General features: G+C 45.0%; 23 protein-coding genes. 15 read left to right on the top strand and 8 right to left on the bottom strand.

What is annotated here, in order from left to right:
* From DYP60_RS13410 to DYP60_RS13400, 4 genes are all read right to left on the bottom strand, one after another.
* On the bottom strand, window positions 1–1,509 hold a 1,509-nt coding region (locus DYP60_RS13410), incomplete at its 3' end, for an ATP-binding protein (RefSeq protein ID WP_133299354.1).
* Between the two features lie 409 nt (window positions 1,510–1,918).
* A complete protein-coding gene (locus tag DYP60_RS14370) occupies window positions 1,919–2,107 on the bottom strand; it encodes a hypothetical protein (protein ID WP_165849594.1) in 189 nt (62 codons plus the stop codon).
* A gap of 135 nt (window positions 2,108–2,242) precedes the next feature.
* Window positions 2,243–2,800, bottom strand: a complete 558-nt coding sequence (locus DYP60_RS13405) for a hypothetical protein (protein ID WP_202384443.1) — start codon at window positions 2,798–2,800, stop codon at window positions 2,243–2,245.
* A complete protein-coding gene (locus DYP60_RS13400; RefSeq protein WP_117331529.1) occupies window positions 2,790–4,217 on the bottom strand; it encodes an AAA family ATPase in 1,428 nt (475 codons plus the stop codon). Before DYP60_RS13400 ends, DYP60_RS13405 begins: the two co-directional genes overlap by 11 nt.
* Before the next feature lie 272 nt (window positions 4,218–4,489).
* Between DYP60_RS13400 and DYP60_RS13395 the strand changes: the two genes are divergently transcribed.
* From DYP60_RS13395 to DYP60_RS13385, 3 genes are all read left to right on the top strand, one after another.
* The gene (locus tag DYP60_RS13395; RefSeq protein ID WP_117331528.1) at window positions 4,490–4,690 is read left to right on the top strand and encodes a hypothetical protein; all 201 of its coding nucleotides are present in this window, start codon (window positions 4,490–4,492) and stop codon (window positions 4,688–4,690) included.
* 199 nt (window positions 4,691–4,889) lie between these two features.
* A complete protein-coding gene (locus DYP60_RS13390; RefSeq protein ID WP_117331527.1) occupies window positions 4,890–6,215 on the top strand; it encodes an AAA family ATPase in 1,326 nt (441 codons plus the stop codon).
* 6 nt (window positions 6,216–6,221) lie between these two features.
* Window positions 6,222–6,884: an RloB domain-containing protein gene (locus DYP60_RS13385; protein ID WP_117331526.1), complete on the top strand. Its 663-nt coding sequence runs from the start codon at window positions 6,222–6,224 to the stop codon at window positions 6,882–6,884.
* A 575-nt stretch (window positions 6,885–7,459) separates the two neighbouring features.
* On the opposite strand, the gene DYP60_RS13380 is transcribed toward DYP60_RS13385, so the two are convergent.
* The 4 genes from DYP60_RS13380 to DYP60_RS13365 form a co-directional block, all read right to left on the bottom strand.
* Window positions 7,460–7,819 (bottom strand): helix-turn-helix domain-containing protein, encoded by a 360-nt coding sequence (locus DYP60_RS13380; RefSeq protein WP_117331525.1) that lies wholly within the window; start codon window positions 7,817–7,819, stop codon window positions 7,460–7,462.
* A 147-nt stretch (window positions 7,820–7,966) separates the two neighbouring features.
* Window positions 7,967–8,488, bottom strand: a complete 522-nt coding sequence (locus DYP60_RS13375) for a DUF4411 family protein (protein ID WP_117331524.1) — start codon at window positions 8,486–8,488, stop codon at window positions 7,967–7,969.
* On the bottom strand, window positions 8,488–9,639 hold the full coding sequence (locus DYP60_RS13370) for an ImmA/IrrE family metallo-endopeptidase (RefSeq protein ID WP_117331523.1): 1,152 nt from the start codon (window positions 9,637–9,639) through the stop codon (window positions 8,488–8,490). The genes DYP60_RS13375 and DYP60_RS13370 overlap by 1 nt, the downstream gene beginning before the upstream one ends.
* Window positions 9,640–9,962: 323 nt before the next feature.
* Entirely contained in the window at window positions 9,963–10,205 is a 243-nt protein-coding gene (locus DYP60_RS13365; protein ID WP_117331522.1) for a type II toxin-antitoxin system prevent-host-death family antitoxin, read from the bottom strand.
* A gap of 615 nt (window positions 10,206–10,820) precedes the next feature.
* On the opposite strand from DYP60_RS13365, the gene DYP60_RS13360 reads away from it, so the two are divergent.
* The 12 genes from DYP60_RS13360 (at window position 10,821) to DYP60_RS13305 (ending at window position 25,202) form a co-directional block, all read left to right on the top strand.
* On the top strand, window positions 10,821–11,696 hold the full coding sequence (locus tag DYP60_RS13360) for a sce7726 family protein (protein WP_117331521.1): 876 nt from the start codon (window positions 10,821–10,823) through the stop codon (window positions 11,694–11,696).
* Between the two features lie 5 nt (window positions 11,697–11,701).
* Window positions 11,702–12,655: a sce7725 family protein gene (locus DYP60_RS13355; protein WP_117331530.1), complete on the top strand. Its 954-nt coding sequence runs from the start codon at window positions 11,702–11,704 to the stop codon at window positions 12,653–12,655.
* Entirely contained in the window at window positions 12,656–13,744 is a 1,089-nt protein-coding gene (locus DYP60_RS13350) for an RES family NAD+ phosphorylase (protein WP_117331520.1), read from the top strand.
* Window positions 13,745–14,004: 260 nt separating this feature from the next.
* Window positions 14,005–15,777, top strand: a complete 1,773-nt coding sequence (locus DYP60_RS13345) for a glycoside hydrolase family 125 protein (RefSeq protein WP_117331519.1) — start codon at window positions 14,005–14,007, stop codon at window positions 15,775–15,777.
* Complete coding sequence (locus DYP60_RS13340; protein WP_117331518.1) at window positions 15,758–17,857, top strand: glycoside hydrolase family 65 protein; 2,100 nt, start codon at window positions 15,758–15,760, stop codon at window positions 17,855–17,857. The genes DYP60_RS13345 and DYP60_RS13340 overlap by 20 nt, the downstream gene beginning before the upstream one ends.
* Before the next feature lie 12 nt (window positions 17,858–17,869).
* Window positions 17,870–18,904, top strand: coding sequence for a LacI family DNA-binding transcriptional regulator (locus DYP60_RS13335; protein WP_117331517.1), 1,035 nt, complete (start codon window positions 17,870–17,872; stop codon window positions 18,902–18,904).
* A 136-nt stretch (window positions 18,905–19,040) separates the two neighbouring features.
* Window positions 19,041–20,300, top strand: a complete 1,260-nt coding sequence (locus DYP60_RS13330) for an ABC transporter substrate-binding protein (protein ID WP_117331516.1) — start codon at window positions 19,041–19,043, stop codon at window positions 20,298–20,300.
* Window positions 20,301–20,348: 48 nt separating this feature from the next.
* Window positions 20,349–21,275 (top strand): carbohydrate ABC transporter permease, encoded by a 927-nt coding sequence (locus tag DYP60_RS13325; protein WP_117331515.1) that lies wholly within the window; start codon window positions 20,349–20,351, stop codon window positions 21,273–21,275.
* A complete protein-coding gene (locus DYP60_RS13320) occupies window positions 21,265–22,092 on the top strand; it encodes a carbohydrate ABC transporter permease (RefSeq protein WP_117331514.1) in 828 nt (275 codons plus the stop codon). The genes DYP60_RS13325 and DYP60_RS13320 overlap by 11 nt, the downstream gene beginning before the upstream one ends.
* Window positions 22,089–23,831 (top strand): TIM-barrel domain-containing protein, encoded by a 1,743-nt coding sequence (locus tag DYP60_RS13315; RefSeq protein WP_117331513.1) that lies wholly within the window; start codon window positions 22,089–22,091, stop codon window positions 23,829–23,831. The genes DYP60_RS13320 and DYP60_RS13315 overlap by 4 nt, the downstream gene beginning before the upstream one ends.
* Before the next feature lie 337 nt (window positions 23,832–24,168).
* On the top strand, window positions 24,169–24,678 hold the full coding sequence (locus tag DYP60_RS13310; RefSeq protein WP_117331512.1) for a hypothetical protein: 510 nt from the start codon (window positions 24,169–24,171) through the stop codon (window positions 24,676–24,678).
* 14 nt (window positions 24,679–24,692) lie between these two features.
* Complete coding sequence (locus DYP60_RS13305; protein WP_117331511.1) at window positions 24,693–25,202, top strand: hypothetical protein; 510 nt, start codon at window positions 24,693–24,695, stop codon at window positions 25,200–25,202.
* The last annotated feature ends 48 nt before the right edge of the window (window positions 25,203–25,250 follow it).

Below are 25,250 nucleotides of genomic sequence, written 5' to 3'. Positions count from 1 at the left end.
GTTTTCATTCCCCAACGGAGCGAGAGGAAAGGAATCAGCATGATGGTTCCTCTCTGGAGCGAGTGCCGGGAAAGCAAGGTGAGATACCCCGTCCCTTGGGGCGGAAAAGGAGGCAACGCCTCCTGAGTCCATGGCTTGCCCTGAGGTATTGATACCTTTCATTAAGCGTCTGGTCTGTCCTACCAGGTAGAGTGGTAGCGTAACCAAGGTATAACAGTAGTCGGACTTTGGTAGAGTAGATTTCACAGTCTCCACTACCGGGGTGTTTGTGGAAAATCGCAACGCCAGGGAACGTTGTTTAGTTTCCATGAACACATGCAAGGATTTCAAGGTTCCTGTTTTCCCGGATTTTACTTCGATGGGCAGAATGGTATTACCCTGCTGAATGAGAAAATCAACTTCTGCATTGGACTGGGCTTTCTCCCGGTTCCAATAATAGAGCTCGGGGTTCATGTAGGTAGGCTGGCTGTAGAGCAGGTGTTGACCGATGAACTGCTCTGCCAGGGCTCCCTGGCATGAGAAAAACAGACCCTTGTCTTGGACAATATCTGCGATTGATAATCCTTGCAGTGTCAGATAGAGGCCGATATCCAACAGGATGCCTTTGGAATACTTCTGGTTGATCTCTGTCTTCAAGGGGAGATTGTTTGCACTCGAATGATAGGTTCTATATAAAATTCTTGCATACTCGAAGAAGGTCAGAATCCTGTCAGTGACAGTGCTTCGGTCCTGAGGGAGTAGCTCAACATATTTGATTTTCTTCCCAACAGTGCTTCCCAGTTTGTCAAACACTTCCTGTAGTTTTGAAATGTCTATCCGTGTCTGATATTTAGCAAAGTCATCACGATAGGTGTTGAGGATGGAGTATTTGATTTTATCAGCTTGCAGTAATGATTTTGTTTCCCTGTATACGCTTATTACCTCTGGCATTCCTCCCAATAGGTAGTAGGTCCGAAGGTACTCCAAAGCCTTCTCATGAATGGCTTGAGGAATTTCATCTCCCAATGAATAGGATTGTAGGTATGCAAGGAGCTGGTCGGCTCCCACCGCCTCCAAGAACTCCTCGAAATGCATGGGTCCCATGAAGAAGTATTCAATTCTCCCTACAGGCATGGATAGCTTATACTGTTCCAGTGCAAATTCAAGGAGAGATCCTGCTGCAATAACAGCAAGCCCGGGAACCTTCTCGAAGAAGTATCGCAAGGAAAGGATTGCAGCAGGATTGGCTTGAATCTCATCGAGAAAGAGTACTGACTTTTCTGCGTCAATCTTTACGTTCTGCAGGATTTCCAAGGATTGGATAATCTTGATTGGATCATTGGATGCGAAGAGGGTCTGCAATGTTTGGTTTTGCTCAAAGTTGATTTCAACTAATTGGAGGTTGTTCTTCTTGCAGAACATCCTGACCAATGTTGATTTTCCCACTTGTCGCGCACCCCGGATTATGAGGGGTTTACGATAGGGATTCCTATACCATTCCAATAGATATGTTTCTTCTTTTCTCTTCATGCTCCCAGTATATCATATAAGTTGATAAAAATAAGGGTAAAAAATGCATTATGAGTGATAAATATAAGGGTAAATAAACAATACAGGTGGTGAAATGGAGGAGAGATGTCATCATTTCTCTGTCTTCTGTATACCTTGCACCACAGTACCAAGGCTCTCATTCCTCTATACGAGTTCTTTTAGCAGAGTTGGATTAGCTGGTTCCTATGGGGCAATCAGGCAGGCAAGGTAATTGCTGAGGTAATGGACGGGAAGGGGAATAGCCAAGATATATTCTTCATCGGAAAAAGGTGTGACAGAATGTGTGTACATGGAAATCTTCTATGTACAAAAGGAGTAAAATTTACCCAAGTGATATAAACGAGAGAAAGATGAAAAGTACAACATCTCATAGTCTATTTTTTTGTGGTCAGGACCCATTATTACTTGTGTTGTTTGGTTCATTCCCCAACGGAGCGAGAGGAAAGGAATCAGCATGATGGTTCCTCTCTGGAGCGAGTGCCGGGAAAGCAAGGTGAGATACCCCGTCCCTTGGGGCGGAAAAGGGGGCAACGCCTCCTGAGTCCAGGGCTTGCCCTGGGGTATTGATACCTTTCATTTTTCCCTTCACGAGCCCGTTCGATGCAGATTCCCAAGTTTGTATGACGCTCGAGAGAATGCTTTTCTTCCTTTATGAATGCCCAGGATTCCAGGTAGTTGCCTCCAACCGAGAAGTCAGACGCACATATGAATTCTATAAAAGCTGGGATATCTGAACGATACTTCCTTGCAAAGCACAATGAATCGATTTCTTTTTCTTCATCAGTGGAGTTGAGCTTTCCATGCAGCACATGATCCAGATTACAAGACATGTAATACGCCTGATACGGAATATCGCAAAGTCTTGGTGTTGAGGAAATCTATTAATCCAACTGCGCTTAATCGCATTACGATTGATGATTCCCTGAACATTAGCAGTGTGTATCTCTGTCAATAAGTAACTGGGCTTACTTGCAGTTTCATCCTTTACAATCGCTTCATCAGGGATATAAGCTCCATCCATATCCACAATATGGATGATCTCTTGGAAATGCAACTTATTGAGGTGGTACGAATGCATATACGTTTTGACAATTTCACCAAGTCTTACAAGAATCGTCGAAGAGTTCGCACCTTTCTTGGTAGTGACATCGCCATGAGTGATATGGATATACACAGTATTCTTGTCATAAATCTGGTTCAGAAGAACACCGAGTGCTTCATCGTCTGAAGGTCCCTCTACAATTACAAATACTATTTTCCTACGAGCCACTGTACTCTCCAGCCTCCCTGAATGAAAGCGCTATTTCTGAGTTGTTCGTTTGTTCATAGAGCTCTTCACTCTGCTCTCCAAGCATAATGTCTCTGTAGTAAAAGTCCCGGAGATTGTTGTTCTCTTTGACGTTTATTAGGCGGACAAAACGGTTTTGAGGATTCGTTGTCGTGAACGCAATGAACCCACGGTCCAACGTTTCAAGTGGACGAAGGTTGTGAGAGGTGAAGATCAACTGACCCTTGCCCTTTTCTGAAATGATTCTGAGAAGTTCTCCCAGAAGATACTCGAAGACTCCTGAATCAAGTTCGTCTATTGCCAATGTGATAGACGGTTGATTATAGACAACGATGAGGAGTTGGAGAATTGAGACAATTTTCTTGATTCCCTCAGATTCATAGCAGAGCGGTATCTCCTTGTTGTTCTTGTGTGATATGAGCTGAACGCGGCTTCCCGTCTCGCCGTTATCAAGTACCTGGGTTCCTAGGTCCTTGATACTTATGGTTAGTCCTGGAACTATCCTCTTGAGAACCACATTCATATTACTGATAACCTTTGTGACAACGTCCTTTGCCTTTTGTGGGATTACTGCAGGCTCATTGAGAGGGATCATCATCGAACTAATTGCTCCCACGCCCCCTTCTGACAATTTAAAAACCAATGGTTGTGCATTCAGACTAATATGACCGGAATTGGTCGTATTGATGATAAAGAGCTCATGGTTCCCGAAGTTTACCAAGCTTTCTATGATGCTTGCATAGTAAACAAGCTCCTTGTCAGGATTTACAGAATATTTCACATTGCTTCTGACAGCATTCAGGAACTCCCTTGAAAACACAAAGGAGCGGGATTGAGAACTTGCAAGCTTCTTGGCAATAAGGAGATCAGTGCTGGTTTTCTTGGTATCACCAATGAGTAGCTGCTTCTTTGGAAGAGGAATGAACAACTCTGTTGTATCTGTATCAATGAGTTTGCCCATTCTTATTTTTTTGTCACTTAGAATTGGGCACTTAATAAGTTCATTGAAAATGCAAACTCGTTTTCCTATTTCAGAAGGTTGGATAGAATCAACATTTGTCTCAGAAGTATCCGAGACCGATTTTATGCTAAATTGGTATGACACTGTGGTGATACCTTCTCGTGTCATTATTTCGAACTCATAACAAAGCGTAGCAACCTCTGATTCAACATTGATATAGTCAGTAAATTTCTTGGGGATTGTACCCCCGCAGAGGGCATGCTTGAGAAGCTCCAACGAATCTATCAAGGCAGTCTTGCCTGAACCATTCTGTCCATAGAGGCCCAAAATGCTAGCTCTGTAGTTCTTCCTTCCATTTTCAAATGACAATGAACCGTTCATCACATTCTTTAGATTGTGAATCGTAACGTTAGTAATTCTCACAGAAGCTGATTTCATAGACTCACCTCCATTTCTTTCAAGTAATACATATAAGATGTCACGACCTATCCAAAAAGTCAATATGAAAATATAAATCGGTACATTTTGTATAGAAATAATAATACAAAACTCGTAAATTCCCTAATAAACCTAATTAACACTTACAAAGGTTAGTAAGGTCTGTTTGTTTTTCTTACTATTAGTAGTCGTGAGGGGGGACTCTTCTTGGCAGGATTGAGACAATCTCGTTCTATATTCACCTCTGTTCATCCAAATGAACCGGAGGGGGAATGCTTACGATTCCACTCCAATCAACCTTTGGTTTTGTATTGTTCGAAAACCTCAGGGTTGTCCCTGATCAACCGAAGGAGGGAGTATCCCTTCTTTTGTCTTGGAAACAGGATGCCACGAACAAGACAAGGAAGTCCTATGCTTCGGGGATTCTCTCCCAGGGTATTGGAGCTAGGAATGACTATCACACATCCAAGTAGTACTGCTGCCTCGCCTAACATAAGCCCAATCGATGTAGTATCCGGATATAGTTCTTGGTATCATATACTGAGCTCACTAGGTTGTTTTAACTTTTGTCTAATAACTGCAAAATAGATCTATAAGATTTGACTATAGATGCTTAAAGTGGTATATATAGTACATGATTTTGCAGAAATATTGCAAAATGGAGGTTTCACTATGTTGTTGGAATTTAAGATGAAGAACTACAAATCCTTCAAGGATGAATGTGTGTTCTCCATGAAGGTCGCCCCGAAACAGAAGGGTCTGGATTACAGTATCCTTTCTGAGAAAATCGGGAGGAATGTCTATAAAGGTTTAAGTTCGGCGGTTATTTACGGTCCCAACGCCTCAGGCAAGACCAACATCATCGGAGCAATGGAAACCTTCAAGCATATCGTGCTTCGCGGAAATATTCGAAATGTTGAGGTGAAAGATTCTCCCAATGCTGCCTCCAGCGCACTTGAGCTGATTCCGAACAATACACTAAATACTGTTGAGCCAGTAGATCTGTCCATCGCATTCACTGATGGGGGGCTTCTCTTTGAGTATGCAATGTCCCTTGATCTTGGACGATTCCTGGATCGAGACCATGAGAGGAAAGTTCTCAAAGAGACTCTTCGTGTGAACAATACCACCCTCTTTGTCCGCGAGGCTGCAACATTGGAAATTGGGGACATGACTGTTGTAGAACCGTACTTGGTTTCTGCGTATATTCAGAATGCGAAGGGTGCGGCAGCCTTGGCTGAGAGTAGCCTCCATGATGAGGAGTTATTCCTTGCCAATGGTTTCAAGACTATGTTCAGTGCAAAGCTCCCTTCAGCGATTACCCAGTGGCTGGATAAGAGCTTCGTTGTCATCTACCGCTCTGATTCGATGCAGTTGGTTCGGAAGTTTTCCGAACCTAAGAAACGGTCGGTCTTCATCGAAAAGACATTGAATGAAGCAGCTGCATTGTTTGGGGTAAATTCCAATGCCTTGGGATATGTCTTGGATGGAGAACATGAAGAAGCTCAGCTTTGCTCAATCTTCAACAGGAATTCCAAACATGCTGCTATCCCTGTGGAATTGTTTGAATCATACGGGACTATCCGTTTCATCAACCTGTTCCCACTTGTTCTCAGGACCTTGAGGGAAGGTGGTATCTTGGTTGTCGATGAGTTTGATGCTTCCATCCATCCGATGGCTTTGATGAATATCATCACACTGTTCCATAATGATGAGTTGAACACACACAATGCCCAGTTGGTGTTCGATACACACAATCCTATTTTCCTGAATTCAAATCTGTTCAGAAGGGACGAGATCAAGTTCGTGGATCGTGATGATGAGACTCATTGCAGTACACATTATTCCTTGTCTGACTTTGGTACTGCAGGTGCAAAGGGTGTTCGCTTGAGTGAGGACTATATGAAAAACTATTTCGTGGACCGCTATGGGGCAATCAAGAGTATTGATCTAGCACCAATCATCCGAACCTTGATGAACGATAACAATAAGGAGTAGGTGAGGATGAGACTCTCAAAACAATTCTTCTTCTCGGTCGAAGGTGAGACGGAGTTGTGGTATCTTCAGTGGTTGAGCCGTAGTATTAATGCATCGGAAAGAGCAACGTTCAAAGCATCATTTGATTGCAAGATAGAAAAAGATCCACTCTCCCGGGCGAAGGGCATGAGTGTTTTAGGCAAGACCATAGTTTCTCATATTTTCGATCGGGAAAGCGAGGAACTTGTGCATGTGCAGCAATTTTCAACAACTTTGGAGCGAATGAAAAAGGCTCAATATATTGGGAAAGCCATAACCTACAAGTTGGGTTATAGTAATTTTGCCTTTGATCTTTGGATGATACTACACAAAGCAGATTGTAATAGGGCATTGAACTATCGGCATCAATACCTTGAGCCGATTAATAGAGCTTTTAATGAACAGTTTCCAAGTATGAAAGAGTACAAGAAGGAAGATAATTTTAAGAGATTGTTGGGGAAACTGACTCTGGCTGACGTATGGGTTGCTGTTGATAGGGCTGAAAGAATCATGGAAAGAAACAGGGAGAACGGGTTTCCTTTACAGCGCCATTGTGGATATGAGTATTATACAGTCAATCCTGCTCTCTCTGTCGGAGAGATTGTGAAGAACATCCTGGAGGGTTGCGATGTCCCCCGTGATTTCAATTAGTTATGCGTTTTTCGAATTCAAGTATTCCAGATTATTCAACAATAGTATTGAGGGTACAATAAGGGAGGGCAACGATTGACTATAAATAATGCAATCATCAATAAGCTCTTCACCCAGAATATGTTCAAAGACTTACTAGACCATAGAACCCCTCTGATCTGCCCCCCAAAAAGGTGACACATCATACCGTGGGAAGGTGAAAACAACTTACCGTTTCCATTATGTGATGTTAAATATTTCTACGTATTTGGTGTTAGGGTCGGGAGCATTTAACCATTAGGAGTTAGGAAGAAACAACCAATATGAGTCAGTCGCAACCAAAGTAAGAGTAAATAAGCCAAATCTGCCAAGATTAACTTTTATCTAAACCTAAGGAATCTGAATTTCTTGATTTTTGTACATAGAAGGCCAGTGGTCATCCAGCCGCTGGCAACCCATGCTTGAGCCGTCTTTTGCGTAGCTCCCTTTCAACCAACATGGGGGCAGACACTTTCTGATCGAAGAATCTAGAATGATCCTGATTTCTGCAAATGTGGATTTTGTGGAAGTTCTACCCGGTACCTCAAATCGCCAAATCATGCTTCCAGTGGCTTAAAATGCCGGGTTTTGTGGAAAATGTGACAATTCTTCCTGATACCGATAATTTGCTCAATGATTTCAGGGTTGTCTCTGATTAACTGTAGGAGTCTACGGGAGGGACCTGCAGGAGTGTTTCTACCACGTTCCCAAGCTTCAACTGTTTTCTTGGATACCCCAAGGGAAGAGGCAAAGACGACCTGGCTTAAGCCTACTCGCTTTCGGATTTGTTTGATGTCCTCATTGGTGAAAGACTCGACCGGCTTGACGGCGATTTTTGTCTTACTAGCATCGATTTTCCCTTCCTGATATTTAACAGCATCATCCAGGCCTTGCATGATGCTTTTATATACACTCATTTCTTAACTCCTGCTTTTCAGACTCTTTCCCAAGATTGTAATCACCTTTGCGATTTCGTTCCTTTCCTCCGCTGACTCTTAGCACATTGCCTGCCTTGGGATTCTCCAGTAATTTCTCCTGTCGTTGCCGATGCTACTGAACAATTTCTATAATCTGATACCCAAGTCCCTGATCATATGGAATAAATCGGTTGTTCTCACATGGAATTTCTCTGCGATGTTTGGTATTTTGGGAGTTCCACTTGGATTACCCTTGTTGATATGTACATATGTTTCAAATGTGACAATGGTGTAGCCATACACTGCCGCTGTTGCAATCAACCAAGGGTCAGCAACTGATTGATCAGCCCAAGCACGAAGCGCTTTTTCCGAATAACATGGATCGTCTTGGATGGATTGGAGAACGTTAGCGTAGGTGTTGACTATCTCTTGTTGTCTATGGTCGACATATTGTCCGATGTTTAGTTCAGTAATCCAAAGGGCTAAGTCATCCTTTTCTTTTGGCTTGAGGATTTCTTTCTTTACAAGGTCTAGGATTGCTATTAAACCATCTTGGATCTTCTCAGCCATCGAAGCCCAAAAGGTTGGGGCAAGATCCAACGGATAGTAAGTTGCTTTTGGTGTGACTAAGGAATTGGTGTCAATCAGGTAGATGGTTCCGTCAGGCATTAATCATTCATCCTTTCTACTAGTTTCGGAAATGTATGCCTGTTTGTATCTGTAAGTCTGAATGCCTCGCTGTAGAGGGTTGTTCCCCGAGAAACACTATCCACGACAAATGTTAAGAAACGTTTATCTATGCGACTTCCCTTCGTATTGTAAAAATTCCCCCCAGAATCTTTACTCTTTCTATTTTCAATGTAGTGCTTTAAGGCATTCTGAACAATGTTGTCGTAGGTTACATGACTAATCTTTCCTGTATCCAATGCCTTACGTGCAACGACGATATTCCCACACTTGAAAAAATGGGAAACTTTATGGATGGTCTCCTCCGTAGAACTAGATCGAGAGATGAAGCTCTCCCATGTGCTGTAAAATAGATTGGTTGGAACAAGAATTTCCGCTGCTACCGCATTGCAGAGAATCTCAAGTTTGCTGACGCCTTTTACTGTGCTGTGCCTATCATTGAATAGGTCGTCTACACCAAGGCAGATATGAACGAACTCGTGAAGTAAAGAGAACAACCTTCCACTCTTGGAGTCAGTCGCATTGATAAAAATCAATGGTGCGAACGTATCAGCGATGGCAAAGGCACGGAATTCATCGATGTTGAGCGGTCTGTGGGTATTGTTTCTAACGACACCATTCATCATCACAATGATTCCAGCCTCACTCATTCTATCTCTGAGATAGTTGAAAGAGGGTTCTTTTGTCTCGAACCAGTTGGTGGATAACCCAAGGACTTGCCGGATATAATTGGCAATGACTCCAACATTGGTTTCATGCTTGAGTTTGCCGACGATTGGATTGACTCCAGAGCCGTCAGCGATCAGATAGTCCCGGGTCCAATCGACAATCTGTTCCATGTCCTCGATTGTATCGATCAAGTCCCTGCTTGGATTCTCAGAACTGGTGCTTGCAATAGTTCTGAATTCCATAAGTTTGATTTCTTCTTTTGGTGGGGTTTGTAGGAAGAAATAACCGAGAGGTATGTGAGTCTTCTTGCTTACAGTTTCAATTTCACTTAACGTAGGAGTTTTAACTCCTGCTTGCCATTCCTTCAGGAGTGGCAGAGAATCGACAGGAGTTGTATGTGTCCCTAGCTGGCTGATTACCCAATCAACCACAGCAGGGGATACTGGGTATGTTGCTTTCACCATACAATACAACCTCTTCGACTTAGTTTTTCTTGATAATCAATCACTGGGTATAGGATAACGGCTTAACGGATGTTTTTCAATGTTGCGCCTTGTTAACGTTTGCGTCTGCATCGCATTTTCAAACAGGATGCCCTTTTCGTCAGGTGTACAGTAGTCCCCAAGTAAATCCTTGTCTTAGGCATCAACAAGCACCGGAGTGCTGTCGTACAAAAGCGAATCGATGGTTGTATCCGATGCCGGGGCGATGGATGACAAAATCGGCAGACTCATTTTCATCTTGCTGCATGAGCATCAAACCAAACTTTGTTCCATAGATAAGCGGATCATTTTGCGAGTTCTTTATAAGCTGCCTCGTGACGCTTGAATGACTTTCTTGAGATAGCAAGCAACTGTTCATCTGATACTTGTTCATCAGCAGCAATCTGATCGTAGGAAATGATCACATACTTTGGGGCGTTGTTTTTTAATATCACCACGGATCCATTCTCATCGACAGCCCGAGCGATTTTCGAGAAATTCCGATTAGCCTCAGTGATGGATACCAGGTTTTTCAAATCTACCAACATCTTGAATACCTCCAAAATTCTACACTTCAATAATAATCATATAGTAGGATATATTCAACCTATAATATATAGTATTAGTTATACGTATAAAACTACGTATTAGGGGGAAGTGGCGACCTTTCTGGTGAAGGATCGGTTCAAGGGGTACATGTGGAACCGTATTCCCTAGGAAGAACAGTTCATGCTGGGTTCCATGGTTCTTTAGGCTTAGCTGTGAAAAGGTCATTGGTCAGGAACAGGGACCATATTGAGAAGGACTGCGAGTGCACAAGACCTGGAGGAGAAGGCCAAATAGGCTGTATGAGCGTAAAGAGCCGGATAGAGATGCAACGCTCTGTATTATTTATTGCGAGGGTAGAAAGAGAAATAGAGCCTTTCTCCCTTCTTTCAATTGAGTTCAATGGATGCGTATCAGTAAATAATTCCGCAATACGTTCTTTTTCCTAGCAAAGATACCAGATTCCACCCAGTTACTCCCCTGAATGGAGGGTGCAAGTATCAAGAATATAATGTATGATGTAAAATGATTATTGTACAGAAGGTGACATTTCTGAGTCTATTGACATGATATTGATTGAAATTCACCGCCCATTATGCAACAATTGACTATGAGGAATGAACAAGGGAGGGCATCGATTGACTACAAATAATGCAATCATCAATAAGCTCTTCACCCAGAATATGTTCAAAGACTTACTAAACCATAGAACCCCTCCTGCACTTACTCAAGTTGCCCAACAATACATACCTTCCCCAGAAGCTCTGAGCTATGGTGAGATACTATCTCAAATGTATCAGTTCATGTCTCAAACCTACAGAAATGAATATTTTTATCAGAACACACTGCTTATGAAATTGCTTTTGGGAAAGCATAGCATACACACCACAACAGCATTGACCCAGGTACCCATAGGAAATTCAATTGCAGACTTTGTCTTGATTAACGGTAAAGCTGTTGTGTATGAGATTAAAACAGAATTGGATACATTCAATCGACTGAGAGGACAGCTTGAAGACTATTACAAAGCGTTTGACCATGTGTGTGTTGTAACATCGGAATCTGGATTTTCAAAGCTCAAATCCGAACTGGCTGATACTCCTGTAGGCATATATGTTCTGAATAAGCAGAACAGATTGAGTAACAAAATCAAGAAAGACCCGATAAGAGATGCTTCGAGTGTTAATCATCGTTCTCTGTTTTCGTTGTTACGAAAGAAGGAATATGAGAGTATTCTCTTTGCGTACTACGGAGAACTTCCTTCAGCTACTCCCGTGTTTTACTATGATGCGAGCTATGCGAGGTTTGCTGAGATTCCTCTCGATGAAGCGTATGTGAGGGTCCTTAACGAGCTGAAGAAACGAAATAGGGTAGAGAAAGACGATATTTCTGAGATTCCCGATTCCCTTAAATCACTTGCATACTTTGCAAATATCTCTACCAAGGAGAGGTTGCTACTATGCGAATATCTCTCTCAACAATTCAGGGGGTAGACAGTATGTATTTCCCAATCCTGCGGGGTAAGCAATTTGAGCTATTGGCAATCCGTGAATTAGTTGCGGAGGGCTTACTAAGTAAGAAAATTTTTCCTGTCATAGAACCAGTTAAACTGACAAGTACTTTGACAAAAGCAATTTCAATATGCATAGAAAAAGACCATCAGATTGCTATCATTCAGAACCCTATAGTAGGATCGTTTCAGGATGAATATGAAAAGCCAGCTGAGGGTAGTAGAACGAACTTATTAAAGAAAGAGCTCAATGTATACTACCAGAATGCAAATATAATCCCCGGTATTCTTGTTCAAGAGAATGCTCCTGAGGTTCTTGAAAAATTGGAGCAGCAAGGTATCTCTTCAGGAAAACTATTAGCTTTCATCGATGACTATGATTATTTAGATATGTTTCACAGTTTATTTGATGAGAGAATGCCACAATTCGCTCTGATTCCTGATGAGACTGCGTTTAAGCGAAGTATCAGACAGAATAGGGTACTGTGCGAAGATAGATTTGAACGACGAAAAAGATCGGCAGACTATTCGGAAGATGAAGATAAGCCATTCTCTACTGATCATTTATATTATCAAGAGGAAGGATATCAAGGGTTTTCTGATTATTCAGTAATTGGAAAGGATTATTTTGAGAAGGGGTTTGCACCTCGTGCTGTTGCAATTCATATTGTATATTTTGCATCTGACGAAAGCCTCAGAATCAGGCACTTTGTATCTGATTCCAATGATGGGATCAAAAATCCAGCAATGAAATTTTATGAGGCATTGTCCAAACTTGAGACATGGTGTGCTTCTAATCCACAAGTACCACGAACATTAGGTCTTAGAACACTACTGGAGCATCATGAGCATCAAACATATCCTGGATTAGGGAGTCTTAAGAAATTGTCGATAATGCACCATTTGGAGTTGATGGGTTCATTTTTAGATAGGGAACATTAGATGAAGTGTTGCATAGATTGTTTTTCGGACATCGAAATCCGCTCAATCATAGAGAGCAAGCAGACAAAAGGAGATTGTGACTTTTGTGGTGGTTCCAACACTTTTGTGTATGATCTATCCGAGGATCCGACTATCACACAATTATTTGATGGATTACTAGATGTCTATACTCCAGTCAGTGTGTTCCCAACAGCAATTCCTAAGAATGATGTTAAGCTATTGAGAGATTTTCTTGTAGATGATTGGAGTATTTTTTCTGTGTCTCGTGATGTGGTTCAGCAGCTACTAGAGAATATCTGCAAAGAACGATACCAAGAAGAGCCTGCGTTATTTATGGGACATGTAGGAATTCTAGAGAGTAGCGATAAGCAATATCTTATGAGGAACTCGCTTTTGAAAACATATGGATGGGACGAGTTTGTCAAAGAGATCAAGGAAAACAATCGATTTCATACAGACTACATTAATAAAGAGATTCTCAAGCTCTTTCTCTCTTGCGTGAAAGTAACACATCGTAGAGGGGAAACTTTCTATAGGGCCAGATTCTGCCCAAAGAAATCTGGCTTAACGCCCGAAGAAATGGGACCTCCTCCAGCCGATAAGGCATCGGCTGGTCGCGTTAATTCTAGAGGAATCAGCAGGCTGTATTTATCGGATAAGACGGATACCACGTTATATGAAATCCGTGCAGGTGTGCATGACTACGTCACAGTAGGAGAATTTATACTTAAAAGGGATATTGAAGTTATTGATCTTGCACAGATCGATAAGATAAGTCCGTTTGTTGCAAACTCAATGACAGATATTGATTTTACAATACATGCAATTAATTTAGATGCCTTGAAAAGAATTGCGAAAGAAATTGCAAAGCCTTTAAGACGTCACGATAGTCAACTTGATTATCTACCAACTCAGTACATCAGTGATTTTATTAAGAGCTTAGGTAGTGATGGTATTCAATTCAATAGTACGATGAGTCAGCATGGTTACAACCTAACTCTCTTTGATGCAGCTTTGAGTGAATGCAGGAATACAAAAGTGTATGACATCAAGACAATTCATTATGGGTTTGAACAAATTCCCATATAGTTGATTCAATCCATAATGTGGCTAAAAGTTGAATATATCTTCGTTTTTGTATTCTGTATCTGCAATTGACGTGTATGTTTTCGGACTGCACGAGAAGGGTTCCGATAAGTCGGGCCCTTTATTTTTGTCTCAGGCTTGCTGTATGAATACTGTCAGGTGTAAATCTACGCCTATAGCATTTCTGAATATTATCTCTTTTCCCTTGACAGAACCTCTCTTCCATTCTAATAATTACTTAAACGCATAAGTAGAGGTTCCCAATGATCTATACCGGTAATGAATACATAGCAATCCCTGAAATAGAAGAGAACAGTGACGTACTCAGCATCAACGTCCTCTCCATGGCTCATCGTGGCATGATAGAATTTCGGGGAGGGGAGAAACCCTTCCTCCACCTTGAACTCTCTGTTAACGGAACTGCTTCAGAATTCTCATCCTTTACGCAGGACCGTTATTGGATCCCAACCTTCTCATCTGAAACCCCTTCTTATAGCGCTACCTATCAGCTACTTTCTCCGAAAGACCAGAAAGGCTTCGTGCAGGTAATTACTGTACAGAACAAAACAGAGCAGTCTCTTGATGCAAGGATTTCCCTAACAGGCTCTATCGCCGAAGTCCTTCATACCGTCAATGAAAGCAAACCCTTTGAAGGAAGCATGCACGCATATGCAACCAGCTGGTCTGACTGCCCCTGCTTTGACATCCGCTCTGGATTCCCGGTCCTCGCGCTTGCCCCGATTACCTCTACCAGTAGTAATTGGACCTATAGCGATGGTTCATCTATCTCCTTCACCATGGAAACACCCTTGGAAGTACCAGCTTTAGGAGATGCACAGTTTGCCATCTACTGGGGAGTAGGGTATGAGGAAGTATCAGCGGTCACCAGTGCACGGGAATTTTCCCGGCAAGGAGTAGAGGCCCTCTACCAGGAGCAAATCTGGTATCTGGACTCCATCATTACACCAACCGGCAATACACAGATGGACAAAACGCTCTTCAGAAACCTACTCTTCGCCATCCACTATGCAACCGGGAGAACCATCGACACCGAGGAACTCGTCCTGGTGACCAGCAGAAGCCCGCGCTACTACGTAAGCGCAGCCTATTGGGACCGGGACTCCCTGCTCTGGTCCTTCCCTGCAATCCTGGAAGTTGACCAGGCACTCGCACGGGAGATGCTATCCTATGTCTCCACCAGGCAGAAACGGAACGTTGGTATCCACAGCAGGTACATCGACGGAACCATTCTTGAACCAGGATTCGAGCTCGATGAACTCTGTGCCCCCATCCTAGCCATCGACGCCTATTACCAGAAGACATCTGAGCCAATACTGGATGATAGTGATATCAAATCCCTCACCAATCGCATCATTGGTAAACTTGAAGCAGTTGAGACTGAAACAGGACTCTACAAGACCTTCCTCCAACCAACTGATGACATGCACGTCTATCCCCTGCTTACCTACAACAATGCCCTGGTCCATGCAGTGTTCTCCATCCTTGCCTCTTGGAATTGGAACGGCAAAGCTTCCCATTGGACGGAAAGAAAGGAAGCTGTGAAGCGGGCGATTGAGATGTACTTGGTCAAAGACCACCAAGGCAAGAGACAGTACGTCTGGTCTACCGACGGGAATGGTAATTACGACATCTATGACGAGCCACCTGGCAGTCTCTTGCTCCTTCCTCTCTTCGGTATTACCTCCTTCTCAGATGAAGTGTACCTGAACACGGTCTCTACCATCACTGACCCTGCCTATGAGTACTCATTTGCAGGAACCAACTTTGCTGCGATTGGGTGTCCGCATGCACCTCATCCCTGGATATTGAGTCTGGCGAATGAAGTCAGGGTCCTGCATACAGAAGCTGCTATCCAGAAGCTCCTGTATGCACCAATGGACCATGGCATCGCCTGTGAAAGCATTGATGAGCATACCGGGTATGCAACAACAGGTGAGGCCTTTGCAACCTGTGCCGGATACCTTTCGTATGTCCTCATCGGGGAGATGAAAGCACGTGGAAATTGGAAAGCATAATACCTACCTGCCTTGGCAGATCGAAACAGACATAAATGAGCAGAATGAGCGCTTCTGCCAAAGTATCTTCTACCAAGGCAACGGAAGATTCGGCCTGAGAGCAGTATTGCCCGGCGATACCTACACAAGCGAGAACCATGGAGCCTACAAGGCCGGAGGGTTTGAGTACATCAAGAACGGCATCACCGACATGGTCAACCTGCCCGACCCCTTACGACTCGATGTCTTCATTGATTCAGTACCACTCTCCAATATTGGAAGCAAGCAAATACTGGATATGAAACGGGGACTGATGACACGTACCTGGGAAACCGATCAGTTTTCCTGTACATACTCACGAGTGGTCTCTTTTAAAGAAAAGGACCTGACAGGTCACCGCTTCTTTATGAAGGTAAAGAAACAGCTTTCCTTGTTTGTTGTTGATGCAATCGACGATTCGGTCATGAACCTCCCCATCAACGATGACCAGACTGTAGAGAATGAAGAGAGCCTTGGTTTGCTGAAGGAGTGCCACTTCTCTTGGGAGGATGGAGTCTTGACCATGAAAGGAAACACCATCCATGACACGCTTACCTTTACCTACGCCAAGCGCTTTGGATCCTCTGTTCCTGGAAACGAATGCGGCAGTCAGAAACGCTATGAAACAGAACTCTCAGCGGGCTCTACCTTCTTCCTGGAAGCAGTTGTCAGCCTGGAAGGAAACAGCCTAGAATGGTACGACTTTGACAAGCTACGCAGTGAATCAGAAGAAGCTCTCTCCTTGTTCTGGAAGGAACATGACATCATTCTCTCTGGACCCGTGGAAGACCAGTGCGCCATTCGCTGGGCTCTCTTCAACCTGAAACAGAATGAACCGGAAGAAGGCCTCTCCATTGGGGCTAGGGGACTCACTCATAGCCGCTACAAAGGGTGTTACTTCTGGGACACTGAAATCTTCATCCTTCCTTACTACCTCTACACCAACCCCACCATAGCAAAGAACATCCTTTCCTACCGCATAGGGACTTTCCCACAAGCCAAGGAATATGCTGCTTCCTTAAACCTGAAGGGAGCACGGTATCCTTGGATGAGTGCCCTCGATGGCTCAGAGCAGTGTGAATCGTGGGACACCGGAAAATGTGAAGTCCATGTTACCGCCGATATCGTGTGGGCGATGGACCAGTATGTACAGGCCACTGGTGACCATGCATTTGAAAAGAAGAACCTTGTTGAAATCTACCTAGAGACAGCACGGTTCTGGGCCTCGAGATGTACCTACATCGCTCAGAGCGACCGGTATGAGATGCTCTTTGTAAAAGGTCCCAACGAATATGGTGGGGTGACGAAGAACAACACCTATACCACCTGTATGGCATTGAATACGATCAAGCTGGCCCTTGCAGCTACAAAGAGAGGGGAACTTGTGCTTTCTTCGGAGGAAAGAGCTGAGTTTGAGGCAATCATCAGCAAGGCAGTCATCCCCTACAGTGATGAAGAGGGGACCTACCTGGAGGACGACTTGTTTCCCTTGCAGGAACCCTTCGATTTGAAAGCCCATAAGACGAGTGGGAAGGCTCTCTACCATACGATCTGCTTCGACCGCCTCCAACGGTACAAGGTGGTCAAGCAGCCTGATGTCTTGCTGCTCTACCTCTTGCTACCCGAATACTTCAGCGTGGAGGAAGCACGGAACGCCTGGTCACTCTATGAGCCTATTACGAGCCATGACTCCACCCTGAGTTGGGGCATGCATGCCCTCATCGCCTACAAGCTTGGCTTACAAGAGGTAGGAGAGCAGTATCTCAGGCAGGCCATGTTCCTCGACCTTGAGGAGCTGATGGAGAACACGAGTGGAGAGGGGCTGCACATCGGGGCGATGGGCGCCCTGCTCCAGGCAGTACTCTTTGGGGTAATGGGACTAAGCTTCTCTGGCAGTGTTTCTGCCTCTCCTTCCTTACCTCCTTCCTGGCAGCAGATTGAGAGCAAGGTTACCTACAAAGGAGAGCGATATCGGGTGGTTTGCGATACAAAAGGTAGTCGCTTGGAAAAGATTTCATTGACAAATGATGAAATGAGTTCAATACTTAACTTAAACGCATAAGTGAGGCAATGAATGGCAACGAAACGGATCAACATGAAGGACATCGCAAAGGAAGCCGGGGTTTCGACGGCTACGGTCTCCTACATCATAAACAAACGTTCAGACCAAGTTATTGCCCCCCAGACCATCAAGAAAGTGGAAGAGGCCATCAAGCGGTTGGGCTATGTGCCCAACCTTGGAGCCAGAGCATTGGCATCAAGACACTCATACTTGCTTGGCCTCTTGATACCACAGACAGAGAAGGAAACAAAGCTGATGTTCTCCAACTCCTTCTATGGTAGCTTCCTCTCGAACTTTGAATATGAGGCAAGGAAGAAGGGCTACAACATACTGATCAGCGGGACTGATGTGGATGAAAGTTATCTGGATGTGGCCCGCAAGCGCAGCCTTGATGGGATTGTCATCGTAGGTGTTGAGATTGAGTCGGACATCAAGGACCTGAAACAGATTGGGATCCCCACCGTTTTGGTTGACTCCTACGGCATGGACAAGGAGCTCAGCTCGGTCACCATTGACGACGAGAACGGCGGATTTCTGGCAACCGAGTACCTGATAGGAATGGGTCATAGAACCATCGGCCTGGCTACCGGCTATCTGACCAAGGAAGGCGTAAACACAGAGCGTCTGAAAGGCTATGAGAAGGCACTGGCAAACCATGGCTTACCCAAGGACGGGAGGTATGTGTACTCCGGTACGATCTCCTATGAATATGGACTGGAGCTTGGCTTACAATTGGCAGGCTCCCCCGAGAGACCGAGCGCTGTGTTTGTTACTGCTGATATTCTGGCCTTCGGCTTGATCAAGGGGTTGAAGAAGGGAGGCCTGAAGGTCCCAGAGGATATCTCGGTTGTCGGGTTTGACGACGGCTTCCTGGCAAGCAACATGGAGCCGGCTTTGACCACTATACGTCAGGACGTGGATGAAAAGGCTCGAATAGCTGCCCAGCTGGTCATTGATGCGATTGAAGAGAAGGAACATGGTTCCAATATTGTACTGCCTGTCTCCCTGGTGGAGCGGGAATCGGTACGGAAATTGGTGTTGAATTGATAATCCGAAGCCGTGCGGGGCTTCGGATCATCGGATTGAGTCATACAGGTGTATCACTGCAAATCCAATTGTAGTGAGTTCGAAGTGGTTTGTACAGACAAGAAATGAACATGTCTGTACCAGGAGGTTTGTTGTAATGAAAACAACGAGAAACGTTCTCTCACTCGCCCTTGTTCTGGTTCTCGTATTGCTCCCTGCTTTTTCAGCAGGAACAAAAGAGGCTGCTCAGGGCACTGTTACATTGAAACTGGAGCAATTTTCCGGTTCTGAAGCGACACTCTCAGGAGAAGCCCTCAGAGGAATGATTGCAGAGTTCGAGAAGCAGAATCCAACAATCAAGGTCGAATTACAGACCATCGGTTACGATGATTATTTCACCCAGCTCCAAAGCAAGGTGGTTGGGGGCAATGCAGCTGATGTATTCGAGCTCAACTATGAGAATTTTGTTGCCTATGCGAGCGAAGGTGCTCTGGCAGATGTAACGAGTTTGCTTGGGGACACCAGCGGTTTCAATAAGACCGCCCTCGATGCATTCAACTACCAGGGCGTGCAATACGGCGTGCCGAACTCCTTCAGCAATGTGGTGTTGTTCTACAACAAGGCTCTCTTTGACCAGGCAAACCTTGCATACCCCACCTCTGATTGGACCTGGAAGGATGTGGAAGTTGCATCCAAGAAGATCATGTCCCTCGGGAAGAATATCTGGGGTTTCTATAGACCTTTGACATTCCATGAATTCTACAAGGGTGCAGCACAGAATGGAGGCTCCTTGATGAATGCTGAGAGAACTGCCTTCACTGTTAATCTTCCTCAGAATATTGAGGCAGTCTCCATCATGGCCGGTTGGCAGAATGATTCAAAGATCATGCCCACTGATGCCGACATGGCAGGCATGGGCGACTGGGACCTCTTTAAGAGCGGTCGACTTGGCATGCTTGTGACCGGCATCTGGGCATTTGGGGATTTCACCGCCAATTGCCCATTCGAATGGGATATCGCCATTGAGCCCGGTAACGTGCAGAAGGCAACACACTTCTTCTCTAATTCATATGTAGTGAGTGAAACCAGCAAGCACCCTGCAGAGGCTGCAAAACTGGCAGTGTTCCTTGCAGGAAGCAAGGAAGCCGCAAAACTTAGGGTTGAAGCATCTTGGGAACTTCCCCCGGTAACCTATCCTGAGATCATTGACAGCTATCTCTCCATTACTCCTCCTGAGAACAGGGAAGCGGTCTTTGCCTCTCTCGATTACCTGGTAACTCCTCCGGTAAGCATCCAGCAGGCTGAGATGCAGGCAATTATCGAAAGTTATCTGGGCCAGATTCTCTCTGGTAAGCAGAGTGCAAAAGCTGCCCTTGATGCATGTCAGAAGGAACTTGAAGCCAAGATTTCTTTGTAATTGAAAACTATGTGGCATGGCCTTTTAGGCCATGCCTCTGGAGGTCTTATGAGTATCCAGGGCAGAAGGGGAATCCGAGTTGCTCTTCCCTATCTACTTCCGAGCCTGCTTGGTGCCCTTCTTTTTGCCATTCTTCCGATCATCATCTCTCTGTTGTTGAGTGTAACCAACTGGTCAGGTATGTCCAGAATACGCCTGACTGATGGGTTTCTGAAGTTTGTTGCAGAGCATTTTGTAGGATTGGAGAACACCAAGGCAATCCTCGCTGATAGTGAGTTCTGGAGAGCCTTGTCCCACAATCTCTATTTCGTTGTACTGTATCTTCCCCTGATGCTGGTCCTGTCAATGATTTGTGCCTTGATCATCAATGCACCAAATCGTGGGGCCAATGTCTATCGGGTTGTGTATTACCTTCCTGTACTCACCAGCTGGGTCGCCGGTTCCTTGATCTGGAAATGGTTGCTCTCTCCGGTATACGGACCGATCAACAACTTTCTTGCAATCATCGGTATTGAAGGACCGCTCTGGCTGCAGAGCGAGGTCTGGGCAATGCCTTCCATTGTACTGGCTTCAATCTGGAAGGACATGGGCTTCTATGCCATGATCCTCCTCGGTGGCTTGAAGAGTATCAACACAGAGTACTATGAGGCAGCCCGCATTGATGGGGCGAGTAAGGCACAGATGTTCGCTCGCATCACCTTGCCATTGCTCTCATCTGTGCTTTTCTACGTCTCAATGCTTTCGATGATCAATGCCTTCCAGCTTTTTCCCCAGGTCATGGTCATGACCAAGGACGGCAATGCTGGGCCGAATGGGGCGACGATGGTCATGGTTGAGCGCATCTACAAGTATGCCTTCCGATACGGGAAGATGGGGTACGCAGCAGCATACTCCTGGATTCTCTTCGTAATCATCATGGCATTTACCTATATCCAGAAACGGGGTGAGAAAAGGTGGGTCAACTATGATGTATAGAATTCATATGAAAGTCTTCCTCTATCATCTGCTTGCGATTGTGCTGGGAATTCTTGCCATCGTTCCCTTTCTCTGGATGATCTCCACCTCGCTGAAAAGTGGGGGAGCCTTGTTGGTCGTTCCCATCGAGTGGTTCCCCAAGGAACCCACCATTCAAGCCTACGAGAAGCTCTTTGCCCTTACCGGGATGCTTCGCTCCATTGGTAACTCGCTGGTGGTAACTTCTGGTGCGGTGCTGGTTGCACTCTTCTCTTCTTCCATGGCAGCATTCGCCTTCTCAAAGATTCGATTCAAGGGCAGCGGGTTTCTGTTCATGCTCTTCATCGCATCAATGATGCTTCCCAGCCATGTCCTTTTCATACCGCTTTATTTGATCATGAACGACCTGCATCTGGTGGATACCTTGTTTGCCTTGATTCTTCCCTATACCTTCAAGGCCTTTGCCGTGTTCATGCTGCGTCAGCAGATGATGAACATACCGGATGCCTACCTCGATGCAGCTGCCATTGATGGAGCCTCATTATTCAGGTCATTTATCACGATCTTTCTCCCGCTCTGCAAGACAGCCCTCGCAACCTTGGCGATTATCATCGCCATGGATGCATGGAATGATTATCTCTTGCCGTTGGTTCTCATGACCAGCCCTAAGAACTATACGCTTCCCATCATACTCAATGCCCTCTCTGGGCAGTTCAAGACAGCATACGACCTGCTGATGGCAGGTTCCCTGATCTCTATAGTCCCGCTTCTGGTCATCTACATAGGTGCTCAGCGGTATTTCGCCAGTGGTCTCCAAATTGGAGGAGTAAAAGGATGAAATCTATCTTTTTGGATGCAAATGCAACCAATGTTGTCACGATTGAGGAACCGGGTACTATTCGCCTTCAGTTCAAGGGGACACATCTCTGGGGAGCAGGGGAGCATTTTGACCGTGTTGAGTTCCTTTCACACCCAAGAAGAAACGAGGTGGAGGAAGTGTTCACCCAGCAGGGTACCCATACCTATCTTCCCCAGCCGTTGTTCCTTTCTGATGAGTATGCTTTTCTCGTACAGAGTGACCGTGTCTTTACCATCGAGTCCCAAGGGGACGGGGAGGGTATTCATCTCACCTTGCAAGGAGAATTCTCTCCCGAGGATTCCCTTGTCATAGCAACCGGGACACCCAAAGAAACCCTAAAAAAGCTACTCTCCTACCTTGGAGGGGTAGTCCTTCCCCCTGCATGGGTGTTCGGTGAGTGGGCGAGTGCAAACCGATGGAGAAGCGAGCAGGATGTGCGTGAAGCCTTGGAAGCTGCACGCTTGCATGGGTTTCCTATTTCAGTGTTGGTAGTGGAAGCCTGGAGTGATGAATCGACATTCTATACCTTCGGCGAGGGGCCCGGACTCTGGCCTGATCCCCGGAAACTCATAGAAGAGATGGATACTCAAGGCGTGCATCTGATGCTCTGGCAGATTCCGGTATACAAAGCCTTGGAAGAAGGTAGGCGTGATACACGTCATGAGCAAGACCTCGCTTACGTTCGTGAGCATGGACTTGCAGTGCTGAACAAAGATGGCACCCCGTACACCATTCCTGAAGGAAACTGGTTCGCTGGTTCCATGGTTCCCGATTTCACCAACCCGGCGACACGAGATTGGTGGTTCTCTAAACGAAAGTATCTGATGGATATGGGGCTTTCGGGGTTCAAGACAGACGGAGGGGAGTGCATCCTCGCAGATGATGTCCTCTTTCATGATGGCTCAACTGGGAAGGAGATGCGTAATCGCTACCCTCAGAGCTACATTGAGGCGTATCAGGAGTTCATCGGCCCAGAGCGTATTACATTCAGCCGAGCTGGATATCTGGGTGCACAAGGTTCCATGCTCTTTTGGGCAGGTGACCAGCTCTCGGCGTGGTCGGAGCTGCAGGCAGTACTGAAAGCGGGGCTTAGTGCAGCAATCTCAGGAATCTTCTGGTGGGGCTTTGATATTGGTGGGTTCGCTGGCTCCATGCCATCCATGGAACTGTACCTCAGAAGCTATGAATTGGGCTCCCTGGTTCCTGTGATGCAGTGGCACTCTGAACCGGTAGGAGGACAGTTCTCTGAGGTGATGAAGAGCGAAGATCGCATTAACGATCGAAGTCCTTGGCATATGGCCCAGAAGCATGGAGCAGAGGTTCTCTCCATTACCAGACGCTACAGCACGATGAGAAAGGATCTGAGGTGGTATCTTGTCAGGGAAGCAGAAGCTTCCAGGGAAACACTGCAGCCAATGATGAGGCCTATGTTCTATGAGTTTGGCAGCACATACAGCGATATCTATGACCAGTATCTATTGGGCAGTTCCCTGTTGGTTGCTCCCATCCTGGAGGAAGGACAGAGAACGCGTACGGTGGCACTACCTGATGGGCACTGGTACGATCTTTTTACCGGTATGACCATTTCAGGTCCCTGTATGATAGAAAGGGAGTACCCAATAGGGCGAATCGGTATTTTCATCAATGTGCAAGATTCTGAGTTCAATCGGTTGAAGAATTCAATGGCTACGCTGAGATGCTGCAAAGAAGAGTCCTAGGTGCGATAATCCAGCAATTTAGGGGCTCTGTACTATTCAAGTGATTGTTCTCAATTCATGGTTCTCTAGGAACCCCGTATTCGAATACGGAATTCCTTGAAACGAAAATATTGATCTTAGGTAAATAAAAATTGATTTTCAACAATCTGTGGGATAGTATTACTCTTACAATAAGTTGATTTGGTTACGCTTTTGAGACACTTTTTCATCGATTGCATCCGTTGTGGTTTACGACCATCATCGATTACCTGTTCTAATAATGGAAACACTACGGTGTTATGTTCTTGGAATTTGGTTTTTCCCTATAGTCCACAAACCTGCAACTGAAGGAGGTCCTATGTTCAAGAAAATTCCCGTGTACTTGGTTATTTTTATACTTGTCTTTCCTTCGGCATTGTTTGCAGAAGGAACCGACACAACGAGTACAGAAAAGACTCCGTTACTTGATATAACGGCATTCAAAAATTATATACAAGGCCCTGATGGTTATCAGATGCTTTCCACTACCCATGATGTCCTAGGGTATAGCTCTGTTTTGTTGGGGTTGGCAGCAGGGTTGTTTTCTCCTCCGGTACTCGGTGTGGATGAAGATATCCATGGATTTCTTGGCGGAGCAGCCACCACTGCAGCAGTATTGAATATTGGGGTAGGGGCTTTAAACTATGGGAACCGCTTTACAACTTCAGAAGGTTTGTTCACCAAAGACAATATCCATATTGTGATGGGAGTTACTGGAGGAGTACTGCTACTGGTTGCAAGCCTGGTTAGCGAATCTGATGCCCATCCAATCATTGCCGGTCTGGGTACTGGCTTAATGGGGGCTTCGATTGTATTCCAATTATTCTAAGGGAGAGGTATGTGATGAAAAGAGTTTTTATGCTTCTTATGTGCCTTATGATTTCATGCGCAGTATTTGCAGCATCAGTGCCGGTAGTATATCTTGATAGGTCTAGTACAAATCTGGAAGCAAGTAGCTATATCAAGAAACAAGCGAAGAGCAATAAACTTCCCCATAAATTTACCTTTACCTCGGATTTAAACTCCCTTAGTGGTGACGAGAAGGTAGTGGTGATTCTCAATTCTGGCCTATCCTCGGGAACCGATCCAAGGATATCCTCATATCTTAATTCTAGTCAAAATAAACAGGCTATAATCTTAGTAAATCTATATTCCATTGGAAAGAATATCCTGATGACTTCCGTTTCATCGGCGGATACAGCCAGTGGTGTAGATGAAATTTCAGCGGCAACACAATGGAAGAAAAGGGACAGTGCCATTCAAGCTATGCATGAGCAATGGACAGAAGAATTGTTCAGATTGATACAGGTCAAACAGGAGTTATGGGGGTTGTCAATAGTTTTGTGTAATTGATTTTCTATAGTTTTACTCTTCCTTCAAACATGATAGAAAACTGGTTCA

It is taken from the genome of Sphaerochaeta halotolerans, from assembly GCF_003429665.1.
Lineage (GTDB): Bacteria > Spirochaetota > Spirochaetia > Sphaerochaetales > Sphaerochaetaceae > Sphaerochaeta > Sphaerochaeta halotolerans.
This window is presented reverse-complemented; position numbering and strand designations above follow the sequence as displayed.

Bases quoted from the DNA above. Each gene is read 5' to 3' on its own strand.
- DYP60_RS14370 (WP_165849594.1), bottom strand. From the start codon at position 2,107: ATGAAAGGTATCAATACCCCAGGGCAAGCCCTGGACTCAGGAGGCGTT.
- DYP60_RS13400 (WP_117331529.1), bottom strand. From the start codon at position 4,217: ATGAAATCAGCTTCTGTGAGAATTACTAACGTTACGATTCACAATCTA.
- DYP60_RS13395 (WP_117331528.1), top strand. From the start codon at position 4,490: ATGCTTACGATTCCACTCCAATCAACCTTTGGTTTTGTATTGTTCGAA.
- DYP60_RS13390 (WP_117331527.1), top strand. From the start codon at position 4,890: ATGTTGTTGGAATTTAAGATGAAGAACTACAAATCCTTCAAGGATGAA.
- DYP60_RS13385 (WP_117331526.1), top strand. From the start codon at position 6,222: ATGAGACTCTCAAAACAATTCTTCTTCTCGGTCGAAGGTGAGACGGAG.
- DYP60_RS13380 (WP_117331525.1), bottom strand. From the start codon at position 7,819: ATGAGTGTATATAAAAGCATCATGCAAGGCCTGGATGATGCTGTTAAA.
- DYP60_RS13375 (WP_117331524.1), bottom strand. From the start codon at position 8,488: ATGCCTGACGGAACCATCTACCTGATTGACACCAATTCCTTAGTCACA.
- DYP60_RS13370 (WP_117331523.1), bottom strand. From the start codon at position 9,639: ATGGTGAAAGCAACATACCCAGTATCCCCTGCTGTGGTTGATTGGGTA.
- DYP60_RS13365 (WP_117331522.1), bottom strand. From the start codon at position 10,205: ATGTTGGTAGATTTGAAAAACCTGGTATCCATCACTGAGGCTAATCGG.
- DYP60_RS13360 (WP_117331521.1), top strand. From the start codon at position 10,821: ATGAACAAGGGAGGGCATCGATTGACTACAAATAATGCAATCATCAAT.
- DYP60_RS13355 (WP_117331530.1), top strand. From the start codon at position 11,702: ATGTATTTCCCAATCCTGCGGGGTAAGCAATTTGAGCTATTGGCAATC.
- DYP60_RS13350 (WP_117331520.1), top strand. From the start codon at position 12,656: ATGAAGTGTTGCATAGATTGTTTTTCGGACATCGAAATCCGCTCAATC.
- DYP60_RS13345 (WP_117331519.1), top strand. From the start codon at position 14,005: ATGATCTATACCGGTAATGAATACATAGCAATCCCTGAAATAGAAGAG.
- DYP60_RS13335 (WP_117331517.1), top strand. From the start codon at position 17,870: ATGGCAACGAAACGGATCAACATGAAGGACATCGCAAAGGAAGCCGGG.
- DYP60_RS13330 (WP_117331516.1), top strand. From the start codon at position 19,041: ATGAAAACAACGAGAAACGTTCTCTCACTCGCCCTTGTTCTGGTTCTC.
- DYP60_RS13325 (WP_117331515.1), top strand. From the start codon at position 20,349: ATGAGTATCCAGGGCAGAAGGGGAATCCGAGTTGCTCTTCCCTATCTA.
- DYP60_RS13320 (WP_117331514.1), top strand. From the start codon at position 21,265: ATGATGTATAGAATTCATATGAAAGTCTTCCTCTATCATCTGCTTGCG.
- DYP60_RS13315 (WP_117331513.1), top strand. From the start codon at position 22,089: ATGAAATCTATCTTTTTGGATGCAAATGCAACCAATGTTGTCACGATT.
- DYP60_RS13310 (WP_117331512.1), top strand. From the start codon at position 24,169: ATGTTCAAGAAAATTCCCGTGTACTTGGTTATTTTTATACTTGTCTTT.
- DYP60_RS13305 (WP_117331511.1), top strand. From the start codon at position 24,693: ATGAAAAGAGTTTTTATGCTTCTTATGTGCCTTATGATTTCATGCGCA.